19 protein-coding genes are annotated in these 23,968 nt (G+C 71.8%); 13 read left to right on the forward strand and 6 right to left on the reverse strand.

Going from position 1 to position 23,968, the window contains the following annotated elements; translation table 11 throughout:
* A partial coding sequence (locus tag ACFFQA_RS36215) for an HNH endonuclease signature motif containing protein (protein WP_377862325.1) occupies window positions 1-500 on the forward strand: 500 nt, incomplete at its 5' end.
* Window positions 501-842: 342 nt separating this feature from the next.
* Here the strand turns inward: ACFFQA_RS36215 and ACFFQA_RS36220 are convergent.
* Window positions 843-1,781 (reverse strand): SDR family NAD(P)-dependent oxidoreductase, encoded by a 939-nt coding sequence (locus ACFFQA_RS36220; RefSeq protein WP_377862326.1) that lies wholly within the window; start codon window positions 1,779-1,781, stop codon window positions 843-845.
* Window positions 1,782-1,871: 90 nt separating this feature from the next.
* Here ACFFQA_RS36220 and ACFFQA_RS36225 point away from each other — a divergent pair, with 90 nt between their 5' ends.
* The 5 genes from ACFFQA_RS36225 (at window position 1,872) to ACFFQA_RS36245 (ending at window position 8,132) form a co-directional block, all read left to right on the forward strand.
* Complete coding sequence (locus ACFFQA_RS36225) at window positions 1,872-4,322, forward strand: helix-turn-helix transcriptional regulator (RefSeq protein WP_377862327.1); 2,451 nt, start codon at window positions 1,872-1,874, stop codon at window positions 4,320-4,322.
* A gap of 334 nt (window positions 4,323-4,656) precedes the next feature.
* On the forward strand, window positions 4,657-5,394 hold the full coding sequence (locus ACFFQA_RS36230; protein WP_377862328.1) for a hypothetical protein: 738 nt from the start codon (window positions 4,657-4,659) through the stop codon (window positions 5,392-5,394).
* Window positions 5,395-5,424: 30 nt separating this feature from the next.
* A complete protein-coding gene (locus tag ACFFQA_RS36235) occupies window positions 5,425-5,895 on the forward strand; it encodes a hypothetical protein (RefSeq protein WP_377862329.1) in 471 nt (156 codons plus the stop codon).
* Entirely contained in the window at window positions 5,892-6,890 is a 999-nt protein-coding gene (locus ACFFQA_RS36240; protein ID WP_377862330.1) for a hypothetical protein, read from the forward strand. Before ACFFQA_RS36235 ends, ACFFQA_RS36240 begins: the two co-directional genes overlap by 4 nt.
* Complete coding sequence (locus ACFFQA_RS36245) at window positions 6,891-8,132, forward strand: MFS transporter (protein ID WP_377862331.1); 1,242 nt, start codon at window positions 6,891-6,893, stop codon at window positions 8,130-8,132.
* On the opposite strand, the gene ACFFQA_RS36250 is transcribed toward ACFFQA_RS36245, so the two are convergent.
* Window positions 8,100-9,290, reverse strand: coding sequence for a PucR family transcriptional regulator (locus ACFFQA_RS36250; protein WP_377862332.1), 1,191 nt, complete (start codon window positions 9,288-9,290; stop codon window positions 8,100-8,102). The genes ACFFQA_RS36245 and ACFFQA_RS36250 overlap by 33 nt on opposite strands.
* 165 nt (window positions 9,291-9,455) lie before the next feature.
* On the opposite strand from ACFFQA_RS36250, the gene ACFFQA_RS36255 reads away from it, so the two are divergent.
* Entirely contained in the window at window positions 9,456-10,205 is a 750-nt protein-coding gene (locus ACFFQA_RS36255) for a helix-turn-helix transcriptional regulator (RefSeq protein WP_377862333.1), read from the forward strand.
* Here the strand turns inward: ACFFQA_RS36255 and ACFFQA_RS36260 are convergent.
* Entirely contained in the window at window positions 10,202-10,705 is a 504-nt protein-coding gene (locus tag ACFFQA_RS36260; protein ID WP_377862334.1) for a hypothetical protein, read from the reverse strand. The genes ACFFQA_RS36255 and ACFFQA_RS36260 overlap by 4 nt on opposite strands.
* Window positions 10,706-10,951: 246 nt before the next feature.
* Between ACFFQA_RS36260 and ACFFQA_RS36265 the strand changes: the two genes are divergently transcribed.
* Window positions 10,952-12,142: an alginate lyase family protein gene (locus ACFFQA_RS36265; RefSeq protein ID WP_377862335.1), complete on the forward strand. Its 1,191-nt coding sequence runs from the start codon at window positions 10,952-10,954 to the stop codon at window positions 12,140-12,142.
* Here ACFFQA_RS36265 and ACFFQA_RS36270 read toward each other — a convergent pair.
* Together ACFFQA_RS36270 and ACFFQA_RS36275 are read right to left on the reverse strand one after the other, a co-directional pair.
* Complete coding sequence (locus ACFFQA_RS36270; protein WP_377862336.1) at window positions 12,139-13,353, reverse strand: beta-ketoacyl-[acyl-carrier-protein] synthase family protein; 1,215 nt, start codon at window positions 13,351-13,353, stop codon at window positions 12,139-12,141. The genes ACFFQA_RS36265 and ACFFQA_RS36270 overlap by 4 nt on opposite strands.
* A 53-nt stretch (window positions 13,354-13,406) precedes the next feature.
* Window positions 13,407-13,757 (reverse strand): winged helix-turn-helix transcriptional regulator, encoded by a 351-nt coding sequence (locus ACFFQA_RS36275; protein WP_377862337.1) that lies wholly within the window; start codon window positions 13,755-13,757, stop codon window positions 13,407-13,409.
* A gap of 111 nt (window positions 13,758-13,868) precedes the next feature.
* Between ACFFQA_RS36275 and ACFFQA_RS36280 the strand changes: the two genes are divergently transcribed.
* The 3 genes from ACFFQA_RS36280 to ACFFQA_RS36290 all read left to right on the forward strand — a co-directional run bounded on the left by ACFFQA_RS36280 (window position 13,869) and on the right by ACFFQA_RS36290 (window position 15,334).
* Window positions 13,869-14,480: a malonic semialdehyde reductase gene (locus ACFFQA_RS36280; RefSeq protein ID WP_377862338.1), complete on the forward strand. Its 612-nt coding sequence runs from the start codon at window positions 13,869-13,871 to the stop codon at window positions 14,478-14,480.
* Window positions 14,480-14,818, forward strand: a complete 339-nt coding sequence (locus ACFFQA_RS36285) for an inorganic pyrophosphatase (RefSeq protein WP_377862339.1) — start codon at window positions 14,480-14,482, stop codon at window positions 14,816-14,818. Before ACFFQA_RS36280 ends, ACFFQA_RS36285 begins: the two co-directional genes overlap by 1 nt.
* A 267-nt stretch (window positions 14,819-15,085) precedes the next feature.
* Complete coding sequence (locus ACFFQA_RS36290) at window positions 15,086-15,334, forward strand: hypothetical protein (protein WP_377862340.1); 249 nt, start codon at window positions 15,086-15,088, stop codon at window positions 15,332-15,334.
* A gap of 222 nt (window positions 15,335-15,556) precedes the next feature.
* On the opposite strand, the gene ACFFQA_RS36295 is transcribed toward ACFFQA_RS36290, so the two are convergent.
* Window positions 15,557-19,027: a TM0106 family RecB-like putative nuclease gene (locus ACFFQA_RS36295; RefSeq protein WP_377862341.1), complete on the reverse strand. Its 3,471-nt coding sequence runs from the start codon at window positions 19,025-19,027 to the stop codon at window positions 15,557-15,559.
* 366 nt (window positions 19,028-19,393) lie between these two features.
* Here ACFFQA_RS36295 and ACFFQA_RS36300 point away from each other — a divergent pair, with 366 nt between their 5' ends.
* Together ACFFQA_RS36300 and ACFFQA_RS36305 are read left to right on the forward strand one after the other, a co-directional pair.
* Window positions 19,394-21,166, forward strand: coding sequence for an HSP90 family protein (locus ACFFQA_RS36300; RefSeq protein WP_377862342.1), 1,773 nt, complete (start codon window positions 19,394-19,396; stop codon window positions 21,164-21,166).
* On the forward strand, window positions 21,163-23,928 hold the full coding sequence (locus ACFFQA_RS36305) for a tetratricopeptide repeat protein (RefSeq protein ID WP_377862343.1): 2,766 nt from the start codon (window positions 21,163-21,165) through the stop codon (window positions 23,926-23,928). Before ACFFQA_RS36300 ends, ACFFQA_RS36305 begins: the two co-directional genes overlap by 4 nt.
* Window positions 23,929-23,968: the final 40 nt, after the last annotated feature.

Raw genomic sequence — 23,968 nt, forward strand, 5'->3', positions numbered from 1 at the left:
TCACCATCGACTACGCCGACCTCCGCGATGGCCTCTCCAGCGGCTGGGCGTCCTGGGGCGGACCCATGACGGCGAAGACGATCCGGCGGATGGCCTGCGACGCCAAGATCATCCCCGTGGTGCTCGACACCATGGGTATTCCCTTGGACGTGGGCCAGGCCCAGCGCACCGTCACCGGGCCCCTGCGCACCGCCCTCGCCGTCCGCGACAAGGGGTGCGCGTTCCCCGGGTGCACGATGCCCGCCGCGTGGGCGGACGCCCACCACGTGATCCACTGGTCCGAAGGCGGCCCGACGGCCCTGCACAACACGGTGTTGTTGTGCCGACATCACCACACGGTGATCCACGAGGGGGACTGGGAGATCGAGTTCGACCACGGGTTGCCGGTGTTCATCCCACCTTCCTGGGTCGACCCGGCGCGACAACCCCGGCGCAATATCCGGACGGCGTGGCAGACGATGCTGCCGACCGGCGGTGGTCGGTACGAGAACCCTGGGTAGTGGGCTGGCGGGTCCCGGATCGTTCTGCCGCACGTGGGTGCCGTCGTCCTGGACGGGTGACCACGCCTGCTCACCGCTGGGTTCCTGGGTGGGTTGGCCTGCCGGGGCTGAGTCCAAAGATCGGTTTGCTGTGAAAGCTAAGGGGTTGCTGGGAGGGCGGGAGGATGCTCAACGGGCTTCGGACTGTGGGCGCACGCAACGGTGGTTGACCTGGGAACCCTGCCCGAGCCGATGCTCAGCGCGCTGGAAGGACGGGGCGCAACCCAACGACACCCGCCTCGCAACACACTAAACGCAGCGGAACTCGCGACAGGCCCCCACCTCGGAACCGAGCCACCGAAACTACGCGCTTCCCGAGCCGCCTTCGATCGCCAGGTGCGAGCCGGTCAGGAACGGGAAGTCGTCGGAGGCCAGCGCCAGGGCGAAGGTCGCGATCTCGTCCGCCGTTGCCATTCGGCGCAGGCCGCGCACGTTGGACTTCGCCCAGGTCGCCGCCATGGTGTCCCATACCGGGTCCGGCAGGTTCATCGCTCCTGCTACCCGGCGGACCAGTTCGGTGTTGGTGGTGCCCGGAACCAGGGTGTTGATGCGGATTCCCTGTGCCGCGTAGTCCAGCGAGGCGGACTGGACGAGACCGACGATGCCGCTCTTCGAGGCCGCGTACGCGCTCCTGGCCTCGCTGCTGGACTTCACGTTGCTGGAGGAGGTGATCACCACGGTGCCGCCGCCGCGCCGGAGCAGGTGCGGCACCTCGTACTTCAACGCCAGGAAGGAGCCTCGCAGGTTGGTGTTCACCACGTCGTCCCACTCGGCGGAGCTGTACTCGTGCAAGGGTTTCTGGATGGTGATGCCCGCGTTGTTGAAGCACACGTCCAGCCCGCCGTAGGTGGTGGCGACGTGGTCGACGAAGCGTCGCACGTCCTCCTCGACCCGGACGTCCGCTCGCACGTACATCGCTTCGCCGCCTGCCGCGCGGATCTGCTGCTCCACCTCGCGGCCCAGGTTCTCGCGGCGGCCGCAGAAGCCGACCTTGCCGCCCTCGGCGGCGAAGCGCAGCGCGGCGGCCCTGCCGATTCCGCTGGTGGCTCCGGTGATCACCACGACCTTGCCCGCGAAGCGGCGGGCCGCTGACGGGGTGATCTCGGGGGTCGGGGCGCCGCCCCGCACCAGGGCCACTCCGGCCGCGAGCCCGGCGACCGCGCCCGCGCCCGCCGCGACACCGCCGGTGGTCAGCACACGGCGACGGGAGAAGCGCTTCTCGGGTGTCTCTTTCTCGTCCACGTGGTCAGACTCGCTGCCCTCCCCGTGGTTGGGCATCTGTCAGATTGACCGGTCGCGCGGAACGACCCGTCGCGACGACGGATCACTAGGGTGGACGGCGTGTTGTGCGGCCGGGAGCTTGAGCAGCGCCGGATCGGTCACCTCGTGGACGAGGCCCGCGCTGGACGTGGCGGAGCGCTGGTGCTGCGCGGTCCCGCCGGGGTGGGCAAGACCACGTTGCTCGGCGACGTGCCCGCGTCGCTGCGGGCGTGCGGGGTCGAAGCCGAGGTCGAGCTGGCGTTCAGCGGTCTGCACCAGCTGCTCGGGCCGGTGCTCGGGCGGCTCGGTGATCTGCCGGACGTCCAGGCGGACGCCCTGCGCCGCGCTCTGGGGCTCGCGGCGGGCGAGACGACCGACCTGCTGGTGTGCGCGGCGGTCTGCGCGCTGTTGCGGGCGGCGGAACCCCTGGTCGTGGTCGTCGACGACGCGCAGAACGTGGACCGCGCGTCGGTGCGGGCGTTGTTGTTCGCCTCGCGCCGCCTCCACGACAGCCGGGTCGCGATGTTCTTCGGTGTGCGTGACCCGGACGTGCGCGGACTGGACACGGCCGGTCTGCCGGAGCTGACCGTGTCCGGACTGGACGAGACCGCCGCCGCGAAGCTGCTCCCCGGGCTCGCGCCCGCCACGCTCGCGGTCCTGGTGCGGGCCACCGGCGGCAATCCACTCGCACTGCGCGAGCTGGAGCCCGATCACGCCTTGCTGAACGCTCTTGTCACCGGCACGGTCCCGGTCGGGGAAGCGCTGCGCGCGGCCTTTGTCGGCCGGATCTCGGCGTTGCCCGAGGCCAGCCAGGACGCGTTGCTCGTCGCGGCGGCGGAAAGCGGTGGGCGGCTGGAGACGGTGCTGGCGGCCTGCGCGGAGCTGGGGCTGCCAGCCGAAGCCACCGATGCGCTCGGCCGGTTCTCCCATCCACTCGCGCGCTCGTCCATCTACAGCGCCGCGAGCAGGGAACGTCGGCAACGAGCACACGGTGCACTGTCCAAAGTGGAGACTGGTGCCGCCGCGCGGTGGCATCGGGCGCTCGCGGCCGGGACGGCGGACGAAACCCTTGCGGCGGAGCTGGAAGCCGACGCCGCTGACGCGGGCTCGCGCGGTGGTGTCGGCGCCGCGGTGTCCGTGCTGGCCGAGGCGGCGCGGCTCAGCGGTACTGCCGAGGCGCGGAGCCGCAGGCTGGCCGCGGCGGCGCACGCGGCGTGGAAGTCGGGTCACACCGACCTCGCCAGGTCATTCGTCGCGCGCACCACTCCCGACGAGGTCACCGATCGCACGCTGGCGCGTCTACGCGGGTTGATCGAGCTGTACAGCGGCGACCAGGTCACCGCGTTCGAACAGCTCTCCCGCGCGTCGAAGTCGTTGTGGGACAAGGCGCCCGAGCAAGCGGCCGACCTGGCTTTCATGGCAGCCGACGCGGCCGTGCACGCGGGGCTGCTCGACGAGGCCGTCGCCCTCGCGGGCACGGTGGTCGATCTTGGGCCCGATCCGGGTTACCAGGACTTCGGGCGTTGGCTCGCCGGGTGGGGCCACGACGTGCCCGAGCCGTGGCAGGTCTTCGACTCCGCCCCGGCGGCGGTTCGGGGCTCCGGCGCGCACCGGTGGTTGGTGCCCATGGCGATCAGCGTGCGTGGTCCGCACCTCCGGCAGGCGCGGGAGTTCGGGCTCGCCGCCGTCGCCGACCTGCGTGAGCGGGGCATGCTGGCGATCCACGCCGTTCCGCTGTACTGGCTGGCAGAGACGGAGTACCGGCTCGGACTGTGGGATGAGGGCATCGCGCACGCCGAAGAGAGCCTGCGCGCGGCGCGGGACGCCGGGCAGCGCCCGGGAGAGGCGAACGCGCACGCGGTGCTGGCGCTGTTCGCGGCCGGACGCGGCGCCGCCGCGGTGTGCCGCGGCCACGCGGCGAACGCGGTGGAGATCGCGACCGCGGTGCGGGACCGGCTCGCGGCGGCGCGGGCGACATGGGCGCTGGCGTTGCTGGACGAGGGGCTCGGTGATCAGGAGGCGGCGGACGAACGGGTGGCCTCGCTGTCCACCCCCGGCCTTCCCCAGGCGCATGAGCTCGTTTCGCGCCAAGCGGCTCAGGACAACGTGGAACACCCCTTCGAACGGGCGCGCGTCGCTTTGCGGCGTGGTCAGGAACTGCGCAGGAACAAGCAGGTGAGCGAGGCGCGGGTTTTGTTGCGGTTGGCCGTCGAGCTTTTCGACGGACTCGGCGCCGCGCCGTGGTCCGAGCGCGCCAGAATGGAGCTCCGCGCGTGCGGAGCCGTTTCCGGTCCCGCCGAGAACGGTGCGCTGACGCCGCAGGAATGGGAGGTCGCGCGCTTGGCGGCCGCCGGGCTGAGCAACCGGGAGATCGGCGCGCGACTGTTCCTCAGCCACCGCACGGTCGGCTACCACCTGTACAAGATCTTTCCGAAGCTCGGCGTCGCCCGGCGGTCCCAGCTGCGCTCCGTACCTGTCCTCCGTTCCGGGGACAACGTCGAGAAAACTGAAGCAACTGATTAAAGCAGAAAGGGCCCCCTTCCGCTTTGCGCATCTGAGAAGTTTCGTTGACCTGCTCTTTGTTGTCTGGGTAATGTTCGTATTGCCGGGAAATGAAATCTCTGCTGTTGCATTTCCTGGCACTTTTCATGTGTTTCCCGAACAAGGAGAAAACAATGTCGGCGAACGCCAACCCGGTGGTGAACGACGCTGCGGCCGAGGCCGAGCGGCCCGTTGTCGAGCGGCTGACCCGCCGCCTGGACCACATGGTCCCCGAGTACCGCTGATCCCGTCCCGGGATCGGGTGGGCGTCGGCGCGAGCCGGCGTCCACCGCCCGGTAGCGCACTGGAGCCCGAGTTGACCAAGCCACTCGAACCACCGACACCGGAATGGCACGAGCGCTGGACCTCCTGGTTCGAGCGGTCCTGTCCGGTCGAGGACCTGCCAGCGCCGGGCGGGGAGGTCTTCCGCCACGCCACCCGCGCGGCCCGGACGTTCGCGGCGCTGGCGCTGACCCCGCCGGTGTACGACACCAGCGGCGCCCACGTGCCCGCCGACCTCGTCGAGGCACTGGCCGTCGAGGCCGATGCCCTGCTCGCGACCGAGCGGCAGCGCCGGGGCCTCGGCCGGAAGTGGAACTGCGGGCCCGGCCCTGTCGCCGAGCGGATGCTGGACCGGGTGGACCTGCCCGCCGTGGTGCACGCACTCACCGGGGTCCACGTCGCGCCACCGCACGGCGGCACCTACCTGGGTTATCTCGACGAGGGGGACTCGCTGTCGCTGCACCTCGACAAGCAGGGCTTCGGCGAGATCACCGCGATCCTGTGCCTGCGGCACCGGCCCGCCACGAGCCCCTCGGCAGGGGAGAGCACGGCCGCCAGCGGAACCGTCGTGATCGACAGCTCCGGATACCGGCACTTCCCGGCCCAGGCAGGGGCGCTCCTGGTCTTCGACGGCGCGTTCACCCCGCACGGCCGCACCCCGACCACCGGCGAGGAGCAGGTCCTGCTGCTCACGCTGGGCTTCCGCGCACTCGGCGTCGAGCTGTCCGGCCGCCGCAGGCCGCTGCCCGCGCCGGAGCTCCTCCTCCGCTGACCCGCCCGCACATCCCACGGAGCCAGACCGATGCCGATCACACCCGTCCACATCGACGTGGTCTTCGACCCGCTCATGCCCGGTGACGACACCCAGCGCACGCAGCCGTTCACCGACGAGGAGTACCGCCCGCGCTTCGACGACGACTTCGAGGACGTCGCGCAGGAGCTCGTCGACCTGTCCGTGCGGCTGCTGCGGCTGCTGCCGGACCCCTCGCTGAGCCCGGACGAGCGGCTCGAACGGCTCGCCAGGGTGGTGCCCGGCTCGCAGCTGGTCACCGCGCACCGCCGCACCGCCCGCAGCAAGCTCTACCAGCTGCGCCAGCGGCTGGAGCAGCTCGTGCCGGACCCGGGGCTGGACAGCAGGGCCAGGCTCGAACGGCTGGTCGCCCGGCTGGAGGAGCTGGTCCCCGGCGAGGGCCTGCGCCCCATCCAGCGGCTGGAGCGCCTCGGCGACTACCGCTCGACCGACGTGGGCGTCTCGCCGAGGAGGTGGGTGTGACCGGCACCGAGCTGATCGTCGACACGGCGCGGCCCAGCCTGTTGACCACCGGGCCGAGCCTGCCGACCCGTGAGCTGGTCGCGGAGTCGCTCGGCCTGCGCGTCGGCCACGCCGAGGGAACGCTTCCCTTGTCGCTCAACGAGGTCCTGCTCGGCAGGCCCGAGGGTTCGACGGCGAAGGCCGGTCGAGTCCGCCCGTTCCTGGCCGGGGGCGCGCGGTTCTGGTGGCTGGGTCCCGCTGAGACCGGCTCGACCGCGCTGGACGCCGCTGTCGGTCTCGACGGCCACCGCGTCGGCTGGCCGTCGCGGGCGGTCGAGGCGGGCGTCGTCCATGCGCTGGAGCTGATCGCCGCCCGCCCGTGGGCGATGGCGCTGGTCACCACGTACGTCACCACGTTCGCGCTGGCGACGAGGCCGGACGGCGAGAAGGGGCAGATCACGTCCTGCTCGTTGCCGGACTTCCCGCTGTGCGTGTTCTTGTCCCCGCGCGCCTTCGTGCACATCCCACCGCTGAGCGTCAGCAGGACCGAGTCCGCGCGGCTGGCCGCCGAGAACATCTACCACGAGGCCGTGCACCAGTCGGTGAACCACAGCCTGCTCACCCGCGACCTGCTCGCCCCGTCCTACAGCTCGGCCACCAGCCCGAAGATCCCGATCTACTGGCGGTCGGGAGCCGGCAACGCCGCCCGCAACCGGGAATGGGAGCTGGACCGCGTGCTGCACGCGGCCGCCGTGTACTGCCACCTGCTGCGCTGGCGCCACGCCGAGCTCACCGACCCCACCTCCGGCGTTGAGCACCGCTCGTTCGTCGCGCGGGCCGCCGCCGAGTCGATCGGCGCGCTGACCACGCTGTGCGACGCCCTTGTCGAGCACATCGGCCACTTCACGCCGGAAGGCGCGTTGACGGTCGGCCGGATCGTCGAGGCGAGCAACAACCGCGGCGCGTTGCTGCGGCTCACGCTCGACTCCCTCGAAACCGGACTGCTGGAGGTCTAGATGCCGGGGAACAAGACCCGCGCGTTCGCGGTGCTGTGGGGCGGTCAGCTCCTCTCGCTGGCCGGTTCGAGCGCGGCGTCCTTCGCGTTGGGGCTGACCGTGTACGCCGAGACCGGCAGCACCGCGGCACTGGCGTTGATCACCGCCGTGAGCACGCTCGGCAGCATCTACCTCGCGCCGGTGTGCGGTGCCGTCGCCGACCACATGAGCCGCAGAACCGCCGCACTGGTGGGGAACCTCGGTGCCGGGGCGGTCGCGCTGCTGCTGGCGTGGGTCGCCGCGCTCGGTGCCGGGCGGCACCTGCCCGTGGTGCTCTGCCTTGTGCTCGCCGGGTCGCTGCTGGCCGCGATGCTCTCGGTCACCCTCGCCGCCTCCGTCAGGGAGCTGCGCGGCGAGGCGGACCTGACCAGGGTCAACGGGATCACGTCGTTCCTGGAGGGGATCCCGACCTTCTCCGGACCGCTGCTGGGCGCGCTGGTCCACTCGCAGTTCACCCCGTCGCTGGTGTTCCTGCTGGACGGCCTGACGTTCTTCGCCTGTGCCGCCGCGGTCGCGGCCGTGCGCTGGCAGGGCCGTCCGCGTGCGACCGGTCGCCCGCTGCGCCCCTTCGCCGGGGCCGCGGGCGGGGTGCGCCGCATCCTGGCCGACCCGGGGTTCCGGCAGCTCCAGCTCACCTTCGCCGGGGTCAACTTCCTCAACGGGCTCTCGGTCGCCTCGGCGACGGCGTTCGTGGTGGCCGCCTCCAGCGCGGGTGCGGCGTCGTGGAACCTCGCCGCCGTCGGCGTCGCCGCCGCTGCCGGGCTGCTGCTCGGCTCCACCGTGGTGGTCGTCCTCGCCAGGAGGGTGCCGCGTCAGGGCCTGATCGGTGGCGCGGTGATGGGCGCGGGACTGCTCGGCCGGATCGGGCTCGCCGCCACGACCGCACCCGTCGTGTGGTTCGCCGCATCGGCCGCGCGCAGCGCCTGCGCCCAGGTGGCCAACGCGCCGCTGACCGCGATCTGGCAGGAGCGGGTCCCCTCGGACATCCAGGCCACTGTCTTCGGCGCGCGCAGACTGCTCGGTCAGGGCCCGTACCCGCTCGCGGTGCTGCTCGGCGGGGTGCTCGCCGATGCGGTCGGCAGCGCGGGGCTGATGGTGTTCACCGGCGTCGGCGAGCTCCTGCTGGGGGCGTTTCTCCTCGCCTCGTCCCGGGTTCGCGAGCTGAGCCGCTCAGCACGCGGTCCCGAGCTGGTCGGTGGCTGAGGTGGGGGCGAACCCGCCGCGCAGCCGCGCCGCCGTGAGCGCGGTCGTCAGCAGCTGCACGCCGCGCACGGAGGTGGGGGAGATGCCGATCAGCTCGGTGACGCGGTCCAACCGGTACGCCAGCGTGCGGCGGTGGATGGCCAGTCTGCCCGCCGTCGCCGTGCGGTCGAGATCGTTGCGGTACAACGATTCCAGCGTGTTCAGCAGGCTCGGGTGCTCGGCGAGCGGACGGATCAGGTCGGCCAGCCTGCCCGCGAGGTCCCGGTTCGCGGTCAGCAGCCGTTCCACCAGGACGTCGTCGGCGCCGACGACGCGGTCGGTCATGCCGACTGCCTTCGCCAGCAGCGCGTGCTCGTGCGCCTGAGTGCCGGCGGCGCCTGCCCCCCGCGCCTCGACCGGACCCACCGCGGCGACGGCCACCGAGTTCGGCGGGAACGCCCCGCGGACCGTCCGCGCCAGGCGCTCGGTGTCCGTCTCCACGTCGGCGGGGCAGAGCGCGACGATCGCCCCGCCCCACGGGCAGACCAGGACGTCGGGGACGGCGGCGAACGCCTGCCGGACCCGCCGCGCGGACTCCACCACGTCGCTGGCGACCGCGAGCACGCGGTAGCGCTCCGCCAGGCGCAGGCCGGTGGAGGCGGCGAGCGTCGGGTCGCCGCCGCCGCGCAGCACCGACTCGGCCAGCAGCGCCTTGGCGTCGTCCTTGGTCAGTCGCACGGCGTCGCGGAAGCCGTCGGTCGTCCACGCCAGCACGGTGCGCACGTTCTCACCGGCCCACCGGTGCAGCTCCGGCAGCACCGCGTGGTCGCAGGGACTGACGTTCTCCCAGAAGTGGCTCAGCATCGTCCAGAGCGCGGTGTGCACCATGGTGATGATCTCGTTGAACTGGAGTCCGCCCTTGGCGCACCGGCGTGCGAACGAGGTGAAGAAGTCCTTGTCGGCGCTGGGCCACGACCGCGCCGGAGCCAGCTGCGCCGCGCGTTCGAGCACCAACCGCAGCGAGCGCAGGATGGACCGGCGGTCCTCCTCGGCGAGCGTGCCGAGCGCGGGGATCCGGTCCCGGACCTGGTCCGCCATCAGCTCGGTCACCGCGGCCGTGTCGATGGACGCCGTGACAGGACCAGCTGCGGGAACCGGACAGGAAAGCGAGTGAACCACGGACGACTCCTGGCGAAGTACGAGATCGGCGGATCGGCGCCGGGACACTGTCGCGGCACCGGAATCGGTAAAGCCAGGCGTTCAGGCCTGGGTGAAGGGTTGGTCCGAATGGTCCAGTTCCGGGTAGCCTGCGAACGGTCTCCACTGTGACCGGCCGGGGGCGCGATGTCGGGTGATCCACTGGACGCGGTCGACTACCGCGCGATGTTCCGCGTGCTGGAGAGCGTCGACCGGCTCGACACCGCCGAGCGGTTCTCCCGGACGGTGGCGGAGGAGCTGCGAACCCACCTCGGCTGGCGGTCGCTGGTCTTCCAGCTCTCTCCGGCCGAACTCGTGGACTTCCGGTCCGGCAACGTCAGGCTGCACCGGACCCGCTTCAGCCACACCGTGCGGCGGGACCTGATCGAGGAACTGGTCGAGCGCTGGGGCGATCGGCACCCGCTCGGGCCGTCCATCGGCGCCGGGGTGTCCCGCAGGGGGCTGGTCACGCACTCCGAGATGGCGAAGGTCGCCGACCGCGAGGTGCGCCACTACTTCGACACCTACATCCGCCCGCGCCGGATGGGCGAGGTACTGCACACCGCCGTGGACGGCGGCGGCAGGGGAGCGCTGGGGCTGTGCGTGTTCGCGGAGGACGGCCCCCGGGAGCGGGCGGTCCTGACCAAGCTGTCCCGGATGCTCACGCCCCTGTTGAGGCAGCACCCGGTCCCCGGCCAGCCGCACCAGGGGGCCGTCCCCATGACCGAGCGCGAGACGCAGGTCGCCGGGCTCGCCGCTGAGGGATATGCGAACCGGGAGATCGCGCTGCGGCTCGGGGTCTCGGTGGGCACCGTGAAGAAGCACCTGTCCCAGGCGATGGCCAAGACCGGCTGCACCAGCCGGACCCAGCTCGCCCTGCGGATGGGCGTGGCCTAGCACGCGTCCTCCCGCCGGGAGGCCGGGGCGAAGCCGATGAGCCCCGCCCGCGTCATGATCGAGTCCAGCTGGTGCCTCGGCACCAGCCAGCCCCACTGCTCGATGAAGCCGAAGTCGTCCGCGTAGCGCACCCGCGTGCGCCACAGCGCCGCGGCGAAGGTCGTGATGACCTCGTCGTAGGACACCCGAGTGAGGAACCTCGCCTCGCCGCGCGCCGGGCTCCACTCGCCGTCCACGGTGACGCAGTCGTGCACCGCGATGCCGACGTGGCCGGTGGGGGCGAGCGCGAGGTCGAGGAAGCTGTCAGCGGCCGAGCCGTCCCCGCTGGTCCAGCGCACGCTGACGCTTCGGCGGCCCTCCGCGAGGTCCGCGACCGCGGTCACCAGGTCGGTGAACGAGTTCGGCTCGGCGTGGGCGACGAGTGTGCACGCGGCCGTGCCGGAGGTCAGCTTCAGCCTGCACTGACCGAAGGCGAAGTCGACTGCGACCCTGAACGTCATGGCGGTCAGCTAATCCGGGGCCCGCGACCGTCGGCATGGGCCATAAGTGGAAGTTCGGTGGCCGCGGCGCGCCGCGCGAGCGCCCCGTGCGGAAGACCGCCTATTCATGAATGCGAAAGTTCATGGTCGTGAAAAGGCTTTAGCCATTCTGGCCGCTTGACCATTGTGGTCCGTGCCGCACAATGGAAGGCATCTGTTTCTGCTCGCCGCCGCCTAGGAGAACGTCAGCGGACCACGAGGAGAACAATGCCCGAGTTGGCGCGAAGAATGCTGTCTGCGGCCACCGCCGCCGTTGCCGCGCTGGCGGTCACGGTGGTGCCCGCCCAGCCCGCCGCCGCGGCCCCACCGGTCTTCCAGCACCCAGGAGTGCTGGTCAGCAAGCCTCAGCTGGACTTCGTCCGGGGCAAGGTGAACGAGGGCGCGCAACCGTGGCGCGGTGCGTTCGACCGCCTGCTGGCCAGTCCGTACGCGTCGCTGTCGCGCACTCCGAAACCGCGCGCGGTGGTGGAATGCGGCCCTTACTCGAAACCGAACAACGGGTGCACCGACGAGCGCGAGGACGCCATCGCGGCGTACACGCTTTCCCTCGCGTGGTATGTCACGGAGGACGCCAAATACGCGAACAAAGCCATTTCGATCATGGACGCGTGGTCGGCGGTGATCCGGGACCACACGAACTCCAACGCGCCGTTGCAGACGGCGTGGTCGGCCTCGTCGTGGACGCGCGCCGCCGAGATCATCCGGCACACCGCACCGGGCTGGCAGGCCGGCGGCGTCACCCGGTTCGCCACCATGCTGCGCACCGTCTACCTGCCGGAGGTGGCCAACGGCCGCCCCGGCACCAACGGCAACTGGGAGCTGACCATGATGGAGGCGGCGGTCGGCATCGCCGTCTTCCTCGAAGACCGCGGCGCCTACGACCGCGCGATCGGCATCTTCCGCACCAGGGTTCCCGCCTACATCTACCTCACCAGTGACGGCGCGCTGCCCAAGACGCCGCCGGGCTCCGGCATCGACACCCGGCAGGAGATCATCAACTACTGGCACGGCCAGAGCACCTTCGTCGACGGCCTGAGCCAGGAGACCTGCCGCGACTTCACCCACACCGGCTACGGGCTCGCCTCCATCGCCAACATCGCCGAGACCGCGCGGCACCAGGGCCAGGACCTCTACCCGGAGATCTCCGACCGGCTGCGGCACGCGCTGGGCCTGCACTCCCGGTACCAGCTGGGCGAGGCCGCGCCGTCGTGGCTGTGCGGCGGCAGCGTCAAGCGCGGCCTCGGCCCGGTGCTGGAAGTCGGCTTCAACGCGCTGGCGAACCGGCTGGGCATCCCGATGGACAACACCCGGCGGCTGGTGGAGCGGCAGCGCCCGGAAGGCTCGAACAACCTGTTCCTCGCGTGGCAGACCCTGACCCACGCGGGGAATCCACATTAGACGGTGGAGAACACCAGCGCGGTGTTGTGACCGCCGAACCCGAAGGAGTTGCTGAGCGCGGCGCCGACCTCCATGTGCCGCGCCTTCTCCCTGGTGACCTCCACCGGCAGGTCGTCGTCGGGGTCCTGCAGGGTCGGCGTCGGCGGGACCACGTTGTGGTGCACCGAGAGCACGGTCGCCACCGCCTCCAGCGCCCCCGCCGCGCCGAGCAGGTGCCCGGTCATCGACTTGGTCGCGCACACCAGCGCCGCGTCCCCGAAGACCTCGTGGATGGCGCGGGCCTCGTTGCCGTCGCCGGTGGGCGTCGAGGTCGCGTGGGCGTTGACGTGCACGATGTCCTTTGTGGACAGACCGGCCTCGTCCAGCGCGTGCCGCATCGCCCGGACCTGCCCCTCGGCGGCCGGGGCCACCATGTCGTAGGCGTCGGAGGTGACCCGCGCGCCCGCGAGCCGCGCGTACGGGGTGCGCCCCCGGGCCGCCGCCACCTCGGCGCGCTCGATGACCAGCACCGCCGCGCCCTCGCCGAGCACGAACCCGTCACGGGACTTGTCGAAGGGCCGCGAGGCCGTCTCCGGCTCGTCGTTGCGGGTGGACAGCGCCTGCGCCTGGCCGAACCCGGCCATGGTCAGCTGGTTCACGCACGCCTCGGTGCCGCCCGCGATCACCACGTCCGCGCGGCCGAGCCGGATCAGGTCCAGCGCGTGCGCGACCGCCTCCGCCCCGGAGGCGCAGGCGCTGACCGGGGTGATCGCCCCGCCGCGCGCGCCGAACTCCAGGCTCAGCACGGCGGCCCCGCTGTTCGGCATGATCATCTGGATCATGCGGGGGGACACCCGGCGCGGGCCCTTGGTGACCAGCGCCTCGTTGTTCTCCAGCAGACTGGTGATGCCGCCGATGCCGGTCGCCATGACCACCGCGAGCCGCTCGGGAGCCACCGCGCCCTCGGTCAGCCCCGCGTCGGCCCACGCCTCCCGCGCGGCCACCAGCGCGGCCTGGGTGGAGCGGTCCAGCCGCCGGGAGACCACCCGGTCGATCTTCTCGGTGGGGTCCACCGCCATCCGGGCGGCGATACGGGCCTTGAGCGGCTCGGCCCACTCCTCGGTCAGCGCGGCCGCGCCGGAGCGCCCGGCCAGCAACCCCGCCCATGTGGTGGCGACGTCACCCCCGAGCGGGGTGGTCGCGCCAAGGCCGGTGATCACTGCGTCGGTCATCGATCATCCCTTGCGTGTGCACATCTCGTCGGAGGTGCAGACTAGGTGATCGGCTACCGGCGCTCGCGGCAGCTCTTCTCCGGCAGGTTGGCCGATGCCCACTGCGCGAGCTGCTCCAGCACCGGGCTGAGGTTCTCGCCGTTGCCGGTCAGCCGGTAGCTCACCGACAGCGGCGGTCCGGGGCTGACCTCCCTGGCCAGCAGGCCCGCGGCGGTCAGCTCGGTCAGCCGGTCGGAGAGCACCGAGTCGCTGATCCCGCCGATCGCCCGCTTGAGCTCGGCGAAGCCGGCCGGTCCGTGCGCGAGCGTGCCGATGATCACGCCGTTCCAGCGCTTGCCCAGGAAGTCGAAGGCGCGCGCCAGCGCCCCGTCGCAGCTGCGGGCTTCCTTCGGCGGTGTGGGCACCGGCTCATCCTAGATGAACTATCAGGATCGTAGCCGCTTCGAATCCAGTAGTGCTACGTTTTCCGAAGTGACTCCGGATTGCCTACCGGGGTCGTCCCGAGGAGGACCGACATGACCACGAACACCGATTCCGCGCTGCTGCTGGACAAGGCCGCCCAGGAGCTGCTGTTCACCGAGGCTCGCACGGCGAACACCTTCAGCCAGGAGCCGGTTCCCGACGAGACGCTCCGCGCGATCTGGGAGCTGGCCCAGTGGGCGCCGACGGCGCTCAACACCAACCCGCTGCGCGTGCACTACCTGCGCACCGAGGAGGCGAAGTCCCGCCTCGTCCCGCACATGGCCGAGGGCAACCGGGCCAAGACGGCCAGCGCCCCGGTGGTCGCGGTCCTCGCGGCGGACACCGACTTCCACGAGCACATCCCGCACCTGGTCCCGTTCCGGCCGGAGGCGCGCGAGTACTTCGCCGCCGACGAGAAGATGCGCACCGATGCCGCCCACTTCAACTCGGCGCTGCAGGCGGGCTACTTCCTGCTCGCCGTCCGCGCGGCGGGCCTTGCGGCCGGCCCCATGGGCGGCTTCGACCGCGAGGGCGTCGATCGCGAGTTCTTCCCGGAGGGACGGCTGAGGTCTCTGCTCGTGGTCAACATCGGCAAGCCGGGGGAGAACCCGTGGTTCGACCGCCTGCCCCGGCTGGCCTACGACGACGTCGTCACACTGGCCTGATGCCCGACTTCTTCGCCGTGGTGGACGACCTGGTGCGCCGAGCCGGAGTGGTGGTCGAGCGCCGCCGAGGCTCGGCGCACCCCCGCTTCCCGGACGCGGTCTACCCGGTGGACTACGGCCACGTGCCCGGGACCGCCGGGGGTGACGGCGCGGAGCTGGACGCCTTCCTGGGCACGGCGGGTGGAGGGGTGCGCGCCGCGCTGGTCACGGCGGACCCGGGCAAGGGCGACGTGGAGGTGAAGCTGCTCGTGGGCTGCTCCCCGGCGGAGGAAGAGGCGGCGGAGCGCTTCCTGCGGGACACCCTTCGGCTCGGCGTGCACCGCCTCGCTCGCCCGTAGCCCCGCGTCGGCCCTCCGCGTCACCCGTTTGCCGCGCAGTGACGCTCCTCGCTTTTTGAGCAATTCTCGTGTGCGACCTGGCGAAATGCGCGCATCGATTCAGGGTGGCCTGGAACGTAATCAAGACTAGATCAAGTGTTATCAAGCGGAGGTTAAGCCCAGGTTGACGATGGTCGCGATTCCTGCCACCTTTTAGCAAGCCAAATGCAAAAAGTTTGAGAAGCGGGGCGGGCGATATGCGTCCCCACGCGAGGAGGAGTTGAGGCAATGAGTCGACCGTCGAACGAGCCCGAATCGAATGTGCGGTGCGCGCCGGCCCCGCGCGCCGCGACGGCCTGCGGTGGCAGGCGCTGCGAGACCACGGACTGCTTCCTCGCCTGCGTCGCCGCCAAGACCCGTGAGCTGGGCGATCCCTGGCGGCGTGTGGGCGGCTCCGTGCTGAGCTCGCCCCGCTCCAGGCGTCCGGTCTCCCCGGAGCCCGCTTCCCGCCGCCCCGGCGGCTGGCCCTCCTTCTGACGGCGCACGCGCCGCGTCATTCGAGCCCCCTTTGCTCCGCCTCCCCGAAAGGGTGATGGCGCGGCAGGGGGCTCTTTTTGTGTCCGTCGAATGTGAAATGGAAGCGCTCTCTCGCGTGTTGTGGGCCACATGATTTGTGTCGGTTCGGAGTGCGGCGAATTGTCGCCAACGTTTGCATGAACGTGAATGCCGCGAGCGTGATGTCACATTTCGGCGAACGAGTCAGCCGGGAACGGCTGTCCGCCACGGCGTGGCGTCGGCGAGCAGGCCGAGCATGCCGGACACCAGGCGCATCTGGTCGACCGTGCGGATGTCCGCATCGACCAGCCTCGGCGAGCAGACCACCACCGCCACCGCCTGGGCGCGGGACAGCGCCACGTTCAGCCGGTTCCTGGACAGCAGGAACTCCAGGCCACGGGGGAGGTCCACCGCCGACGACGAGGTCATCGTCGCGATCACCACCGGGGCTTCCTGGCCCTGGAAGCGGTCCACGGTGCCCACGCGCACCTCGCCGTGGCCCGCCTTCTCCAGCTCCTGGCGCACCACGCGCACCTGGAGGTTGTACGGCGCCACCACCATGACGTCGGCCGCGGTCAGGGGGCGGGAGGTCCCGCCGTCGGTCCACGTGCGGCCGACCAGCGTGGACACGATCTCCGCGACCGCGCGGGCCTCCTCGGTCGAGCTGGTGGTGTTGTGCTGGTGCTCCACCGAGCGGACGTGCAGACCGGGGGAGACGCCCGCGACCGCCCGCTCCGCCGCGCTGGGGTGGGCGTGCAGCAGTCCCGCGTAGGACAGCTGGGACACCGGGGCGCACACCGCCGGGTGCATGCGGCGGGACTGGTCCAGGAAGTAGCCGAGGGCGGCGGGGATCACGTCCGCATCGCCGATCAGGTGGCCGAGGGCCGATGCGTCCGCGCCCGCGGGGTGGGTGCCCTGGACGACCTGCGGGAGCTGCTGCGGGTCGCCGAGCAGGACCAGGTTCCTGGCGCACATCGACACCGCGAGCGCGTCGGCGAGGGCGAACTGCCCGGCCTCGTCGATGATCAGGACGTCGAAGGGGTCCGCGCGCAGCGCCGCGTTGGCGAAGGTCCACGCGGTGCCGCCGACCAGGTGGCCGCCGGGGTGGTCGGCCCGCCAGCTCGCCAGCGCGGCGGTGCTCCTCGGCTGCTCCCAGGGGTTCGCCGGGTCGGCCGCCTTCTTGGGGCGCTTGGCCGCCGGGACCACCGCGCCGGTGCGCTGGACCGCGCTGAGCACGTTCTCCACCGCCTTGTGGCTGGTGGAGGTCACCGCGACCGTCCTGCCGGTGCCGACGAGGTGCGCGATCAGGCGGCTGGCCAGGTAGGTCTTGCCGGCACCCGGCGGGCCCTGCACGGCGAGCACCGAGTTCTCCAGCAGGTCCACCGCCTCGATCACCGTCGCGACCAGGTCGGGGCCGGGCGCGGGCAACCGTCCGCCGCGCAGCCGTGGCGTGCGGCCCAGCAGGTCGACGCCCGGCAGCGCCGGGAGCAGGGGGAGCAGCTCGACGACCCGCTGGGCGAGGTCCGCGACGGCCTCGTCCTTGGGGCTCGGGCGGACCGGGCTGCCCGGCAGCACCGCGACCGGGACGGCCCGCTGGTCGAGGTCGGTCGGCTTCGCGCTCTCCTGGACCACCACGCCGTCCGTGCTCGACTCCAGCACCTCGGCGTCCCGGGTCCAGCCCTGCGAGGTGCCCGGGTAGAGCAGCCGGACCTTGTCGCCGACGGTGAACGGGTGCGGTCGCTCCGGGTCGCACACCGCCCGCACGACGCGCTTGGCGGTGCGGATCCGGCCGGACGGCATCGTCCAGTCCCCGGGGTGGACGGAGATCGGCACCGTGCAGCCGCTGTCGGCTTCGAGATCGGGCAGCGGGGCCGCCACCTGGCGGAAGAACTCCCACCACGCCGGGTTCGTCTCGCGCCGGTGGTAGCCGACCGCCGCCGCCAGCAGCGCGCGGGCGCGCTCCTCGTCGCTGGCCAGGGCCGGGTTGTCCGGCAGGTCCGCCATCAGCGGCTCGACGATCGCCGCCAGCCGCGCCGCGCGTTCCGCCCTGCGCTCGGCGGCCTGCTCGTCCGCCGCCGACTCGATCGCCGCGTCCAAAGTGGACAGATCGGGGGCCGGGTCCGGCTCGATGCCCGCTTCCGCACGCACCCTCAGCAGGAACCGGTACAGCCGGTGCGTCGAAACGCAGTCGTACTCGTTGTAGTCGCTGATGCCCGCCAGAATCTCCGCGGCACGGTCGGTCTCACCGCGTTCCAGGAGGCTGAGGTACTCCTCGTAGGCCTCGATGCTCGACGCGGCGGTCTGCACGTCGCCCGCACGGGCGGTGGGCATGTACAGCGGCTCCAGGTACTTGATGGAGTACGACCGCTGCGACACGCGCAATGCCTTGCGCACCACGGCGTAGAGATCGACCAGCGCACCCGCCCGCAGCAGCGCGTCAACCTCCTCCTCGCGTGTGGAATGCAGTGCTGCCAACCGTTTCAACGCCGAGGTCTCGTACGGCGCGTAGTGGTAGACGTGTGCGCCGGGGTGTTCGTCGAGCCGGGCGCGGGCGAAGTCGACGAAGTCCTCGAACGCCTTCTTCTCCTGCGCCCGCGTGTGCGCCCAGAACGGGGTGAACTCCTCCGAGTCACCGGTCACCGCGCCGAAGAGGTACTCCAGCCCGGTGCCGCCGAGTGCGTACGGGTCGCCCTCCATGTCGAAGAACACGTCGCCGGGACTCGGCTCCGGCAGCCCCGCGAGCGCGCCCGGCGAGACGATCTCGTAGCTCACCTCGCCGACCGGGTTGTCCTCGGTGCGCGTCGCGTCCTGCCGGATCTGGAGGGTGGCCTGCGCGCGCAGACCGGTGAACGTGGCGATCGACAGCGTCGAAGGACGCTGCTCCATCGTGGCGCAGGCCAGCGCGTCGATGGTGTCGAGGCCGGCGCTGGCGAGCTTGCGCCGCTGGTCGGTGCGCATGCCCGCCACCAGGGACAGGTCGCGGGCCCCGGTCCGGCCCGCGTCGCAGTGCTTGGCGAAGCGGCACGACGCGCACGCGGGCCGTTCGTCCGCCCACAGCCGCTCGGGCAGCTCGACGGGGGCAGACAGGCGTTGCCGCAGCCGGTCCCGCAGGTGGGTGAGCAACGGCCGGAAGTCAGCGACGCGCAGGCTGTGGTGGGTGCCGTCGCCCAGCATCAGGTGCATGTCCGGTCCCGCCGGATGACCGGCTCGCGCGAGGGCGTCGGCGTAGGCGGTGAGCTGGAGGACGGCGGCGGGCCGGGCGTGCCGCGCGAGCTTGGCGTCGTACGGCTCGTACTCGCCGTCGCCGGTCAGCACGAGGAAGTCGGCGCGGCCGTAGAAGCCGTCGTCGTAGAACACCGGCTGGTAGACCACCAGCGCTCCCGACTTCAGCGCCTCGCGGGTCTCCTCGGCCGCCTTGGCCAGCGCGGCCGGGGTCGGCGCGGGTTGGCCGATCTCCACGACTCCGGCGCCGTGGCGGGCGCGGAAGCGTTGCAGCACAGCCTGTTCGTGGGCGAGGCCGTGCTTGGCGACCAGCTGTGCGCCGCTCTGCTCCGGGCGCGGCGCGCCGGGCAGTCCGACGGCCAGCGCCTGGGTGAGCAGGCTGCGGTGGTCGCACTCCATCAGATCGACCAGGTCGGTCGGGGAGAGGACGAGGCCGTCGTCGGTGCTGAGCATCCAGAGCAGTCTGCCCTGCCCGCCCCCGGCCCCGCCCAACGGGCACGGGCGAACGGGTGTGCGGAGAGCACCACGTTCGCCCGTTCGCTGCTGTCACGGCCGCGCCGCCCCTCGGTAGCGTGGTCGTCTTCCTCGGGGTCCGATGTCGTGGGCCGCTCGGTGTGGGCAGGAGCCGTCTCGGCGCCGGTGTGAGGACCGGCGCGGGTCCGCGAGAGGGCGACTGCTGTCGAAATGGCCCGGCCTGGAGCCCTGGCCCGGCTGCGTTCCGCGCTCGCAGCCGGGTCAGGGCGCCGCTCGGTGACCGGGACGGCCCAGTTCACCGAATGGGATAACCCGGAAGCCGTGACCCACCTAGGGTAAGCGACTGTGAACCGCACTTTTCAGGTCGATCTGCGCGGCGTCGTCGATCTGCTCAGCCACCACCTGTACTCCAGTCCCCGTGTCTACCTGCGCGAGCTGATGCAGAACGCGGTCGACGCGGTCACCGCCCGGCGCGCGGCCGACTCCGGCGCGCCCACCGGGATCGCGGTCGAGGTGACCGGCAGGACGCTCACGGTCACCGACACCGGAGTCGGCCTGACCGAGGAGCAGGTGCACGAGCTGCTGGCCACGATCGGCCGCAGTTCGAAGCGCGACGAGCTCGGCTTCGCCCGGCACGAGTTCCTCGGCCAGTTCGGCATCGGCCTGCTGTCGGCCTTCCTGGTCGCCGACGAGGTCCGCGTGCTCACGCGATCGGTCAGCGGTGGCGCGGCCGTGGAGTGGGTCGGCCGCGCGGACGGCACCTACCGGATCGGCCCCGCCGAGCGCGAGCTGCCCGGCACGACGGTGGAGCTCACCGCGCGCCAGGGCGCCGAGCAGTGGTTCGCCGTGGAGACCGTCACGGAGCTGTGCGCCCTGTACGGCTCGATGCTGCCGTTCCCGGTCACGGTGCGGGGCAAGGCGATCAGCGGTGAGGGCACGCCGTGGCGCGAGGACGACCGCGCGCCTGGACAGCGCACGGCGGACCTGGTCGGGTACGCACAGGACGTCCTCGGGTTCACGCCGTTCGACGTGATCGACCTCGACGTGCCGGAAGCCGGGCTGAGCGGTGTGGCCTACGTGCTGCCGTTCCCGGCCAACCCCGCTGAGCAGGCCGGGCACCGCGTGTACCTCAAGCGCATGTTGCTGACGGAGAGCGCCGACAGCCTGCTGCCGGGGTGGGCGTTCTTCGCGCGGTGCGTGGTCGACGCCGAGGAGCTGCGGCCCACCGCCAGCCGTGAGGCGCTCTACGCCGACGGGCTGCTGGACTCGACGCGGGAGGCGCTCGGCGAGCACCTGCGCGGGTGGCTCGTCGGGCTGGCGCGCACCGACCCCGCGCGGCTCGGCCGGTTCCTGGAGATCCACCACCTCGGGGTGAAGGCGCTCGCGTTGCACGACGAGGAGATGCTGCGGCTGGTCGAGCAGTGGATGCCGATGGAGACCAACGTCGGCAGGATGACGCTCGCCGACTTCCGCGCCCGCCACGGCGACGTGCGCTACACCCTGACCACCGACGACTTCCGGCAGCTCGCCGCGGTCGCCGCCGCACAGGGCCTCGCCGTGGTCAACGGCGGTTACACCTACGACTCCGAGATCATCGCCCGGCTTCCCGTGCTCGACCCGGACCAGTCCGTGCGGCGGCTGGAGCCCACCGACCTGATGACCCGGTTCGACTCGGTGGCCCCCGCCACCGAGCTGGAGCTGCGGCCGTTCCTGGCCGCGGCGCAGCGCGCGATGGACCAGCTCGGGTGCGAGGTGGTGCTGCGGTCCTTCGAGCCCGCGGCACTGCCCGTGCTGTACCTGCTGGACCGCTCCGCCGCGTTCCATGCGGAGCTGCGGTCCACAAAGGACAGAGTGGACGAGCTGTGGGCCGGGGTGCTCGCCGCGTTCGACAAACCCGCCGACGACCGCCCGCAGCTCGTGCTCAACCACCGCAACGCCCTGGTGCGGCGGGTGTGCGGGCTGCGCGAGCCGGAGCTGGTCGCCCTCGCCGTGGAATCCCTGTACGGCCAGGCGTTGCTGCTCGGGTACCACCCGATCCGGCCCGCCGACGCCGCCCTGCTGAACCGCTCGTTCCTCGGCCTGCTCGACCAGGCCGTCCCCATGGAGGACACCCCGTGAGTCTGACCCACCAGCAGCTCGACGAGATGATGGTCGCCGCGTGGCAGCTGCCGTTCGGGCCGTCGGCCACCGCGGCAGCCGAGGAGGTCATCCAGCACGCCGACGCCAACATGTGGCCGGACCTGCAGTACGCGGGCCGCATCCTGGCGACCCGCTGCTACCAGTACGGCGCGGAGCCCTCCAAGGCGTTCGTCACCTTCTCCTGGTGCCTCAACGCCTACGACCGCGGTGAGGCCGACCCGCGCTTCGACCACCAGCTGTTCTGGTACTTCAAGTGGATGGTCGGCTCGCTGACCACCTTCCCCGAGGTGCCCCTCGACCGCGCCCGCGCGGTGCTCGACGACATGGAGCGCCGCTACAAGATCGCCGGCCACGGCATGAACGCGGTGCACCAGCGCAGGGAGATGCTGGCGCGGCACATCGGCGACATGGACACCGCTCGCGAGCAGTACCGCCTGTGGAACGCGAGCGCGCGCGACGCCATGTCCGACTGCGAGCGCTGCGAACCGGGTGCCAAGGTCAACCACCTGGTCCGGCTCGGCCGCTACGAGGAGGCGATCGAGGTCGCGCAACCCGGGTTGGTCAGCGACGGCGACTGCTCCGAGCAGCCCCAGGGAATCCTCACCAACCTCCTGGTGGCCTACCTGCGCACGGGTCGGCTGGAGGAGGCCGTCGACGCGCACCGCAGGGCCTACCGTGCGATGCAGCACGACCGCGGCGAGCTGCACGCGATCGGCTCGCACCTGCGGTTCTGCGCCCTGACCGGCAACCACTCCCGCGGCCTTGAGCTGCTGGAGCGCCACATCGGCTGGCTGGAGGAGCCACCGACCCCGATGGCGGAGATGTGGTTCGCCGGAGCCGCCGCCAACCTGCTCGCCCGGCTGGTCGACGCGGGCTACGACGACATCACCGTGCGGCGCCCCGGCGGCGAGGTCGAGGTCCGCGACCTGCTGCCGGAGCTGGCCGCGCGGGCGCGGGAGATCGCGGCGCGCTTCGACGCCCGCAACGGCACCGGCGAACAGGGTGAGCGCGTCCGCGAGCTGATCGAGGCCGAGCCGATCGTGGAGTACCTCCCGCTCTCCGGCGTGGCCCGCAGGGCGGAGCTACTGGAGGAGGTCGAGTCGAGCACGCCTGCCGCGGGCGTCGTGGAGTCCATTGTGGACCCGGTCGAGCTTGCCGACCTGGCGGAGCTGGAGTTCTTGCGGGACAACGACTCCGTGTCCGCCGAAGCCTGGGAGCGCTTCGACGAGCTGTGCCCTGAGCCGAACTCGCTGCTGCTCGCCCGCCGGGTCACCGGACTCGGCGCGCACGCCGCTGGCGAGGAGCCCGAGGAGGCCGAACGGCACTGGCTGCGCGCGCTGGAGCTGTTCACCGAGGCGGGCGAGGAGGCGCTCGCCCTCGCCGTGCGCAGCCGGATCGGCATGATCCGCTGCCTGCTGGGCCGTCCCGATGACGGGCTGCCGATGATCACCGACGCCGTGGACCGGCTCGGGGAGCTGGGCGAGGCCGAGCAGCAGGTCCGCGCCCTGTCCCGCCTCGCATCGGCCTACCAGACGCAGAACCGCGTCGACGAGGCATGGGAGACGTTGACGCGCGCGCGGGAGCTCGTGGAGCCGACCGGCGACACCGAGCTGACCGCGGACGTCGTCCTCGCGATGGTGCCACTGCTCGTGCAGCGCCAGGACATCGGCGCAGCACTGGCACTCGCCGAGCGCGCGATCTCGCTCTATAGCACGGTTCCCGGCACCAACCGGCTCCGCCAGGCGCAGTTCATGGCGGCCAACCTCCGCGCGGGCGCTGGCGAGTTCGACGTGGCCGACGGCCTGCTCGCCGAGGCGGCGCACAGCACGTCCCCGGTGCTGCGCGCGGCGGCTCTGCACACCAGGGGCCGCGTGGCGATGGACCAGAACCGCTTCGAGCACGCGACGGAGCACCTGACCGACGCGGTCGCGGTGTTCAGCAACGCCGGAGAACCGGTGCACGCGGCCCATGTGCGCGTCGACCTGGCCGCCGCCGCGCTGAACAACGAGCGGTTCTCCGACGCGGCCGACGCCGCAGAGGAGGCCCTGCCCGTGCTCGAACGCGCCGGAGCCACCGACGAGGACTTCCGCGCGCGCTTCCTGCTGGCGAAGGCCTACGAAGTGCTCGGCCAGCAAGCACAGGCCGTCGACCTGCTGGACCAGGTCTCCGCGCACTTCGTCGCCGGCGGCGACTTCGCTGGCGCCGCGCAGATGTTCACCAACGCGGGCGAGATCCTGGACCGTCTCGACCGCGACGGCGAGGCTGCTGCCCACTTCGCCGCGGCGGCGGACGCGTGCCAGGCGGCGGGGGAGATGCCGCTGGAGGAGGTGGCCAACCGCCGCGCGGCCGCGTTGTCCTGGCACTGGGCGCACAACATGGAGCGCTGCATGGCCGAACTGTCCACAGCGGACACTCTCGCGGCGGCGCTGCCCGAGGGCGAGCCGCACGCGCTGTGGCAGCGCTCGCTGGTCAGCTACGACGGTGCCCGCATCTTCGCCAACGTCGGCGAGTTCACCACCGCGCTGGAGCGGGCCCTGGTCGCCATCAAGGGTTTCCGCGAGCTGGGCGCCGCGGTCGAGGCGACGATCGCGGAGGTCCTGCGCGGCAGGCTGCTGGCGAACCTGGACCGCCGCGACGAGGCGGTCACGGTCCTGACGGCCGCCCTGGCCGAGGTCCCCGAGGAAGCGGAGGGCCAGCGCGAGCACATCCAGGCCCTCCTCACCGAGCTCCGCCACCCCTAGCCCACCCCCGTACCCGCCATTCGCGGGCTTATGGACCTGT

It is taken from the genome of Allokutzneria oryzae, from assembly GCF_042429765.1.
Lineage (GTDB): Bacteria > Actinomycetota > Actinomycetes > Mycobacteriales > Pseudonocardiaceae > Allokutzneria > Allokutzneria oryzae.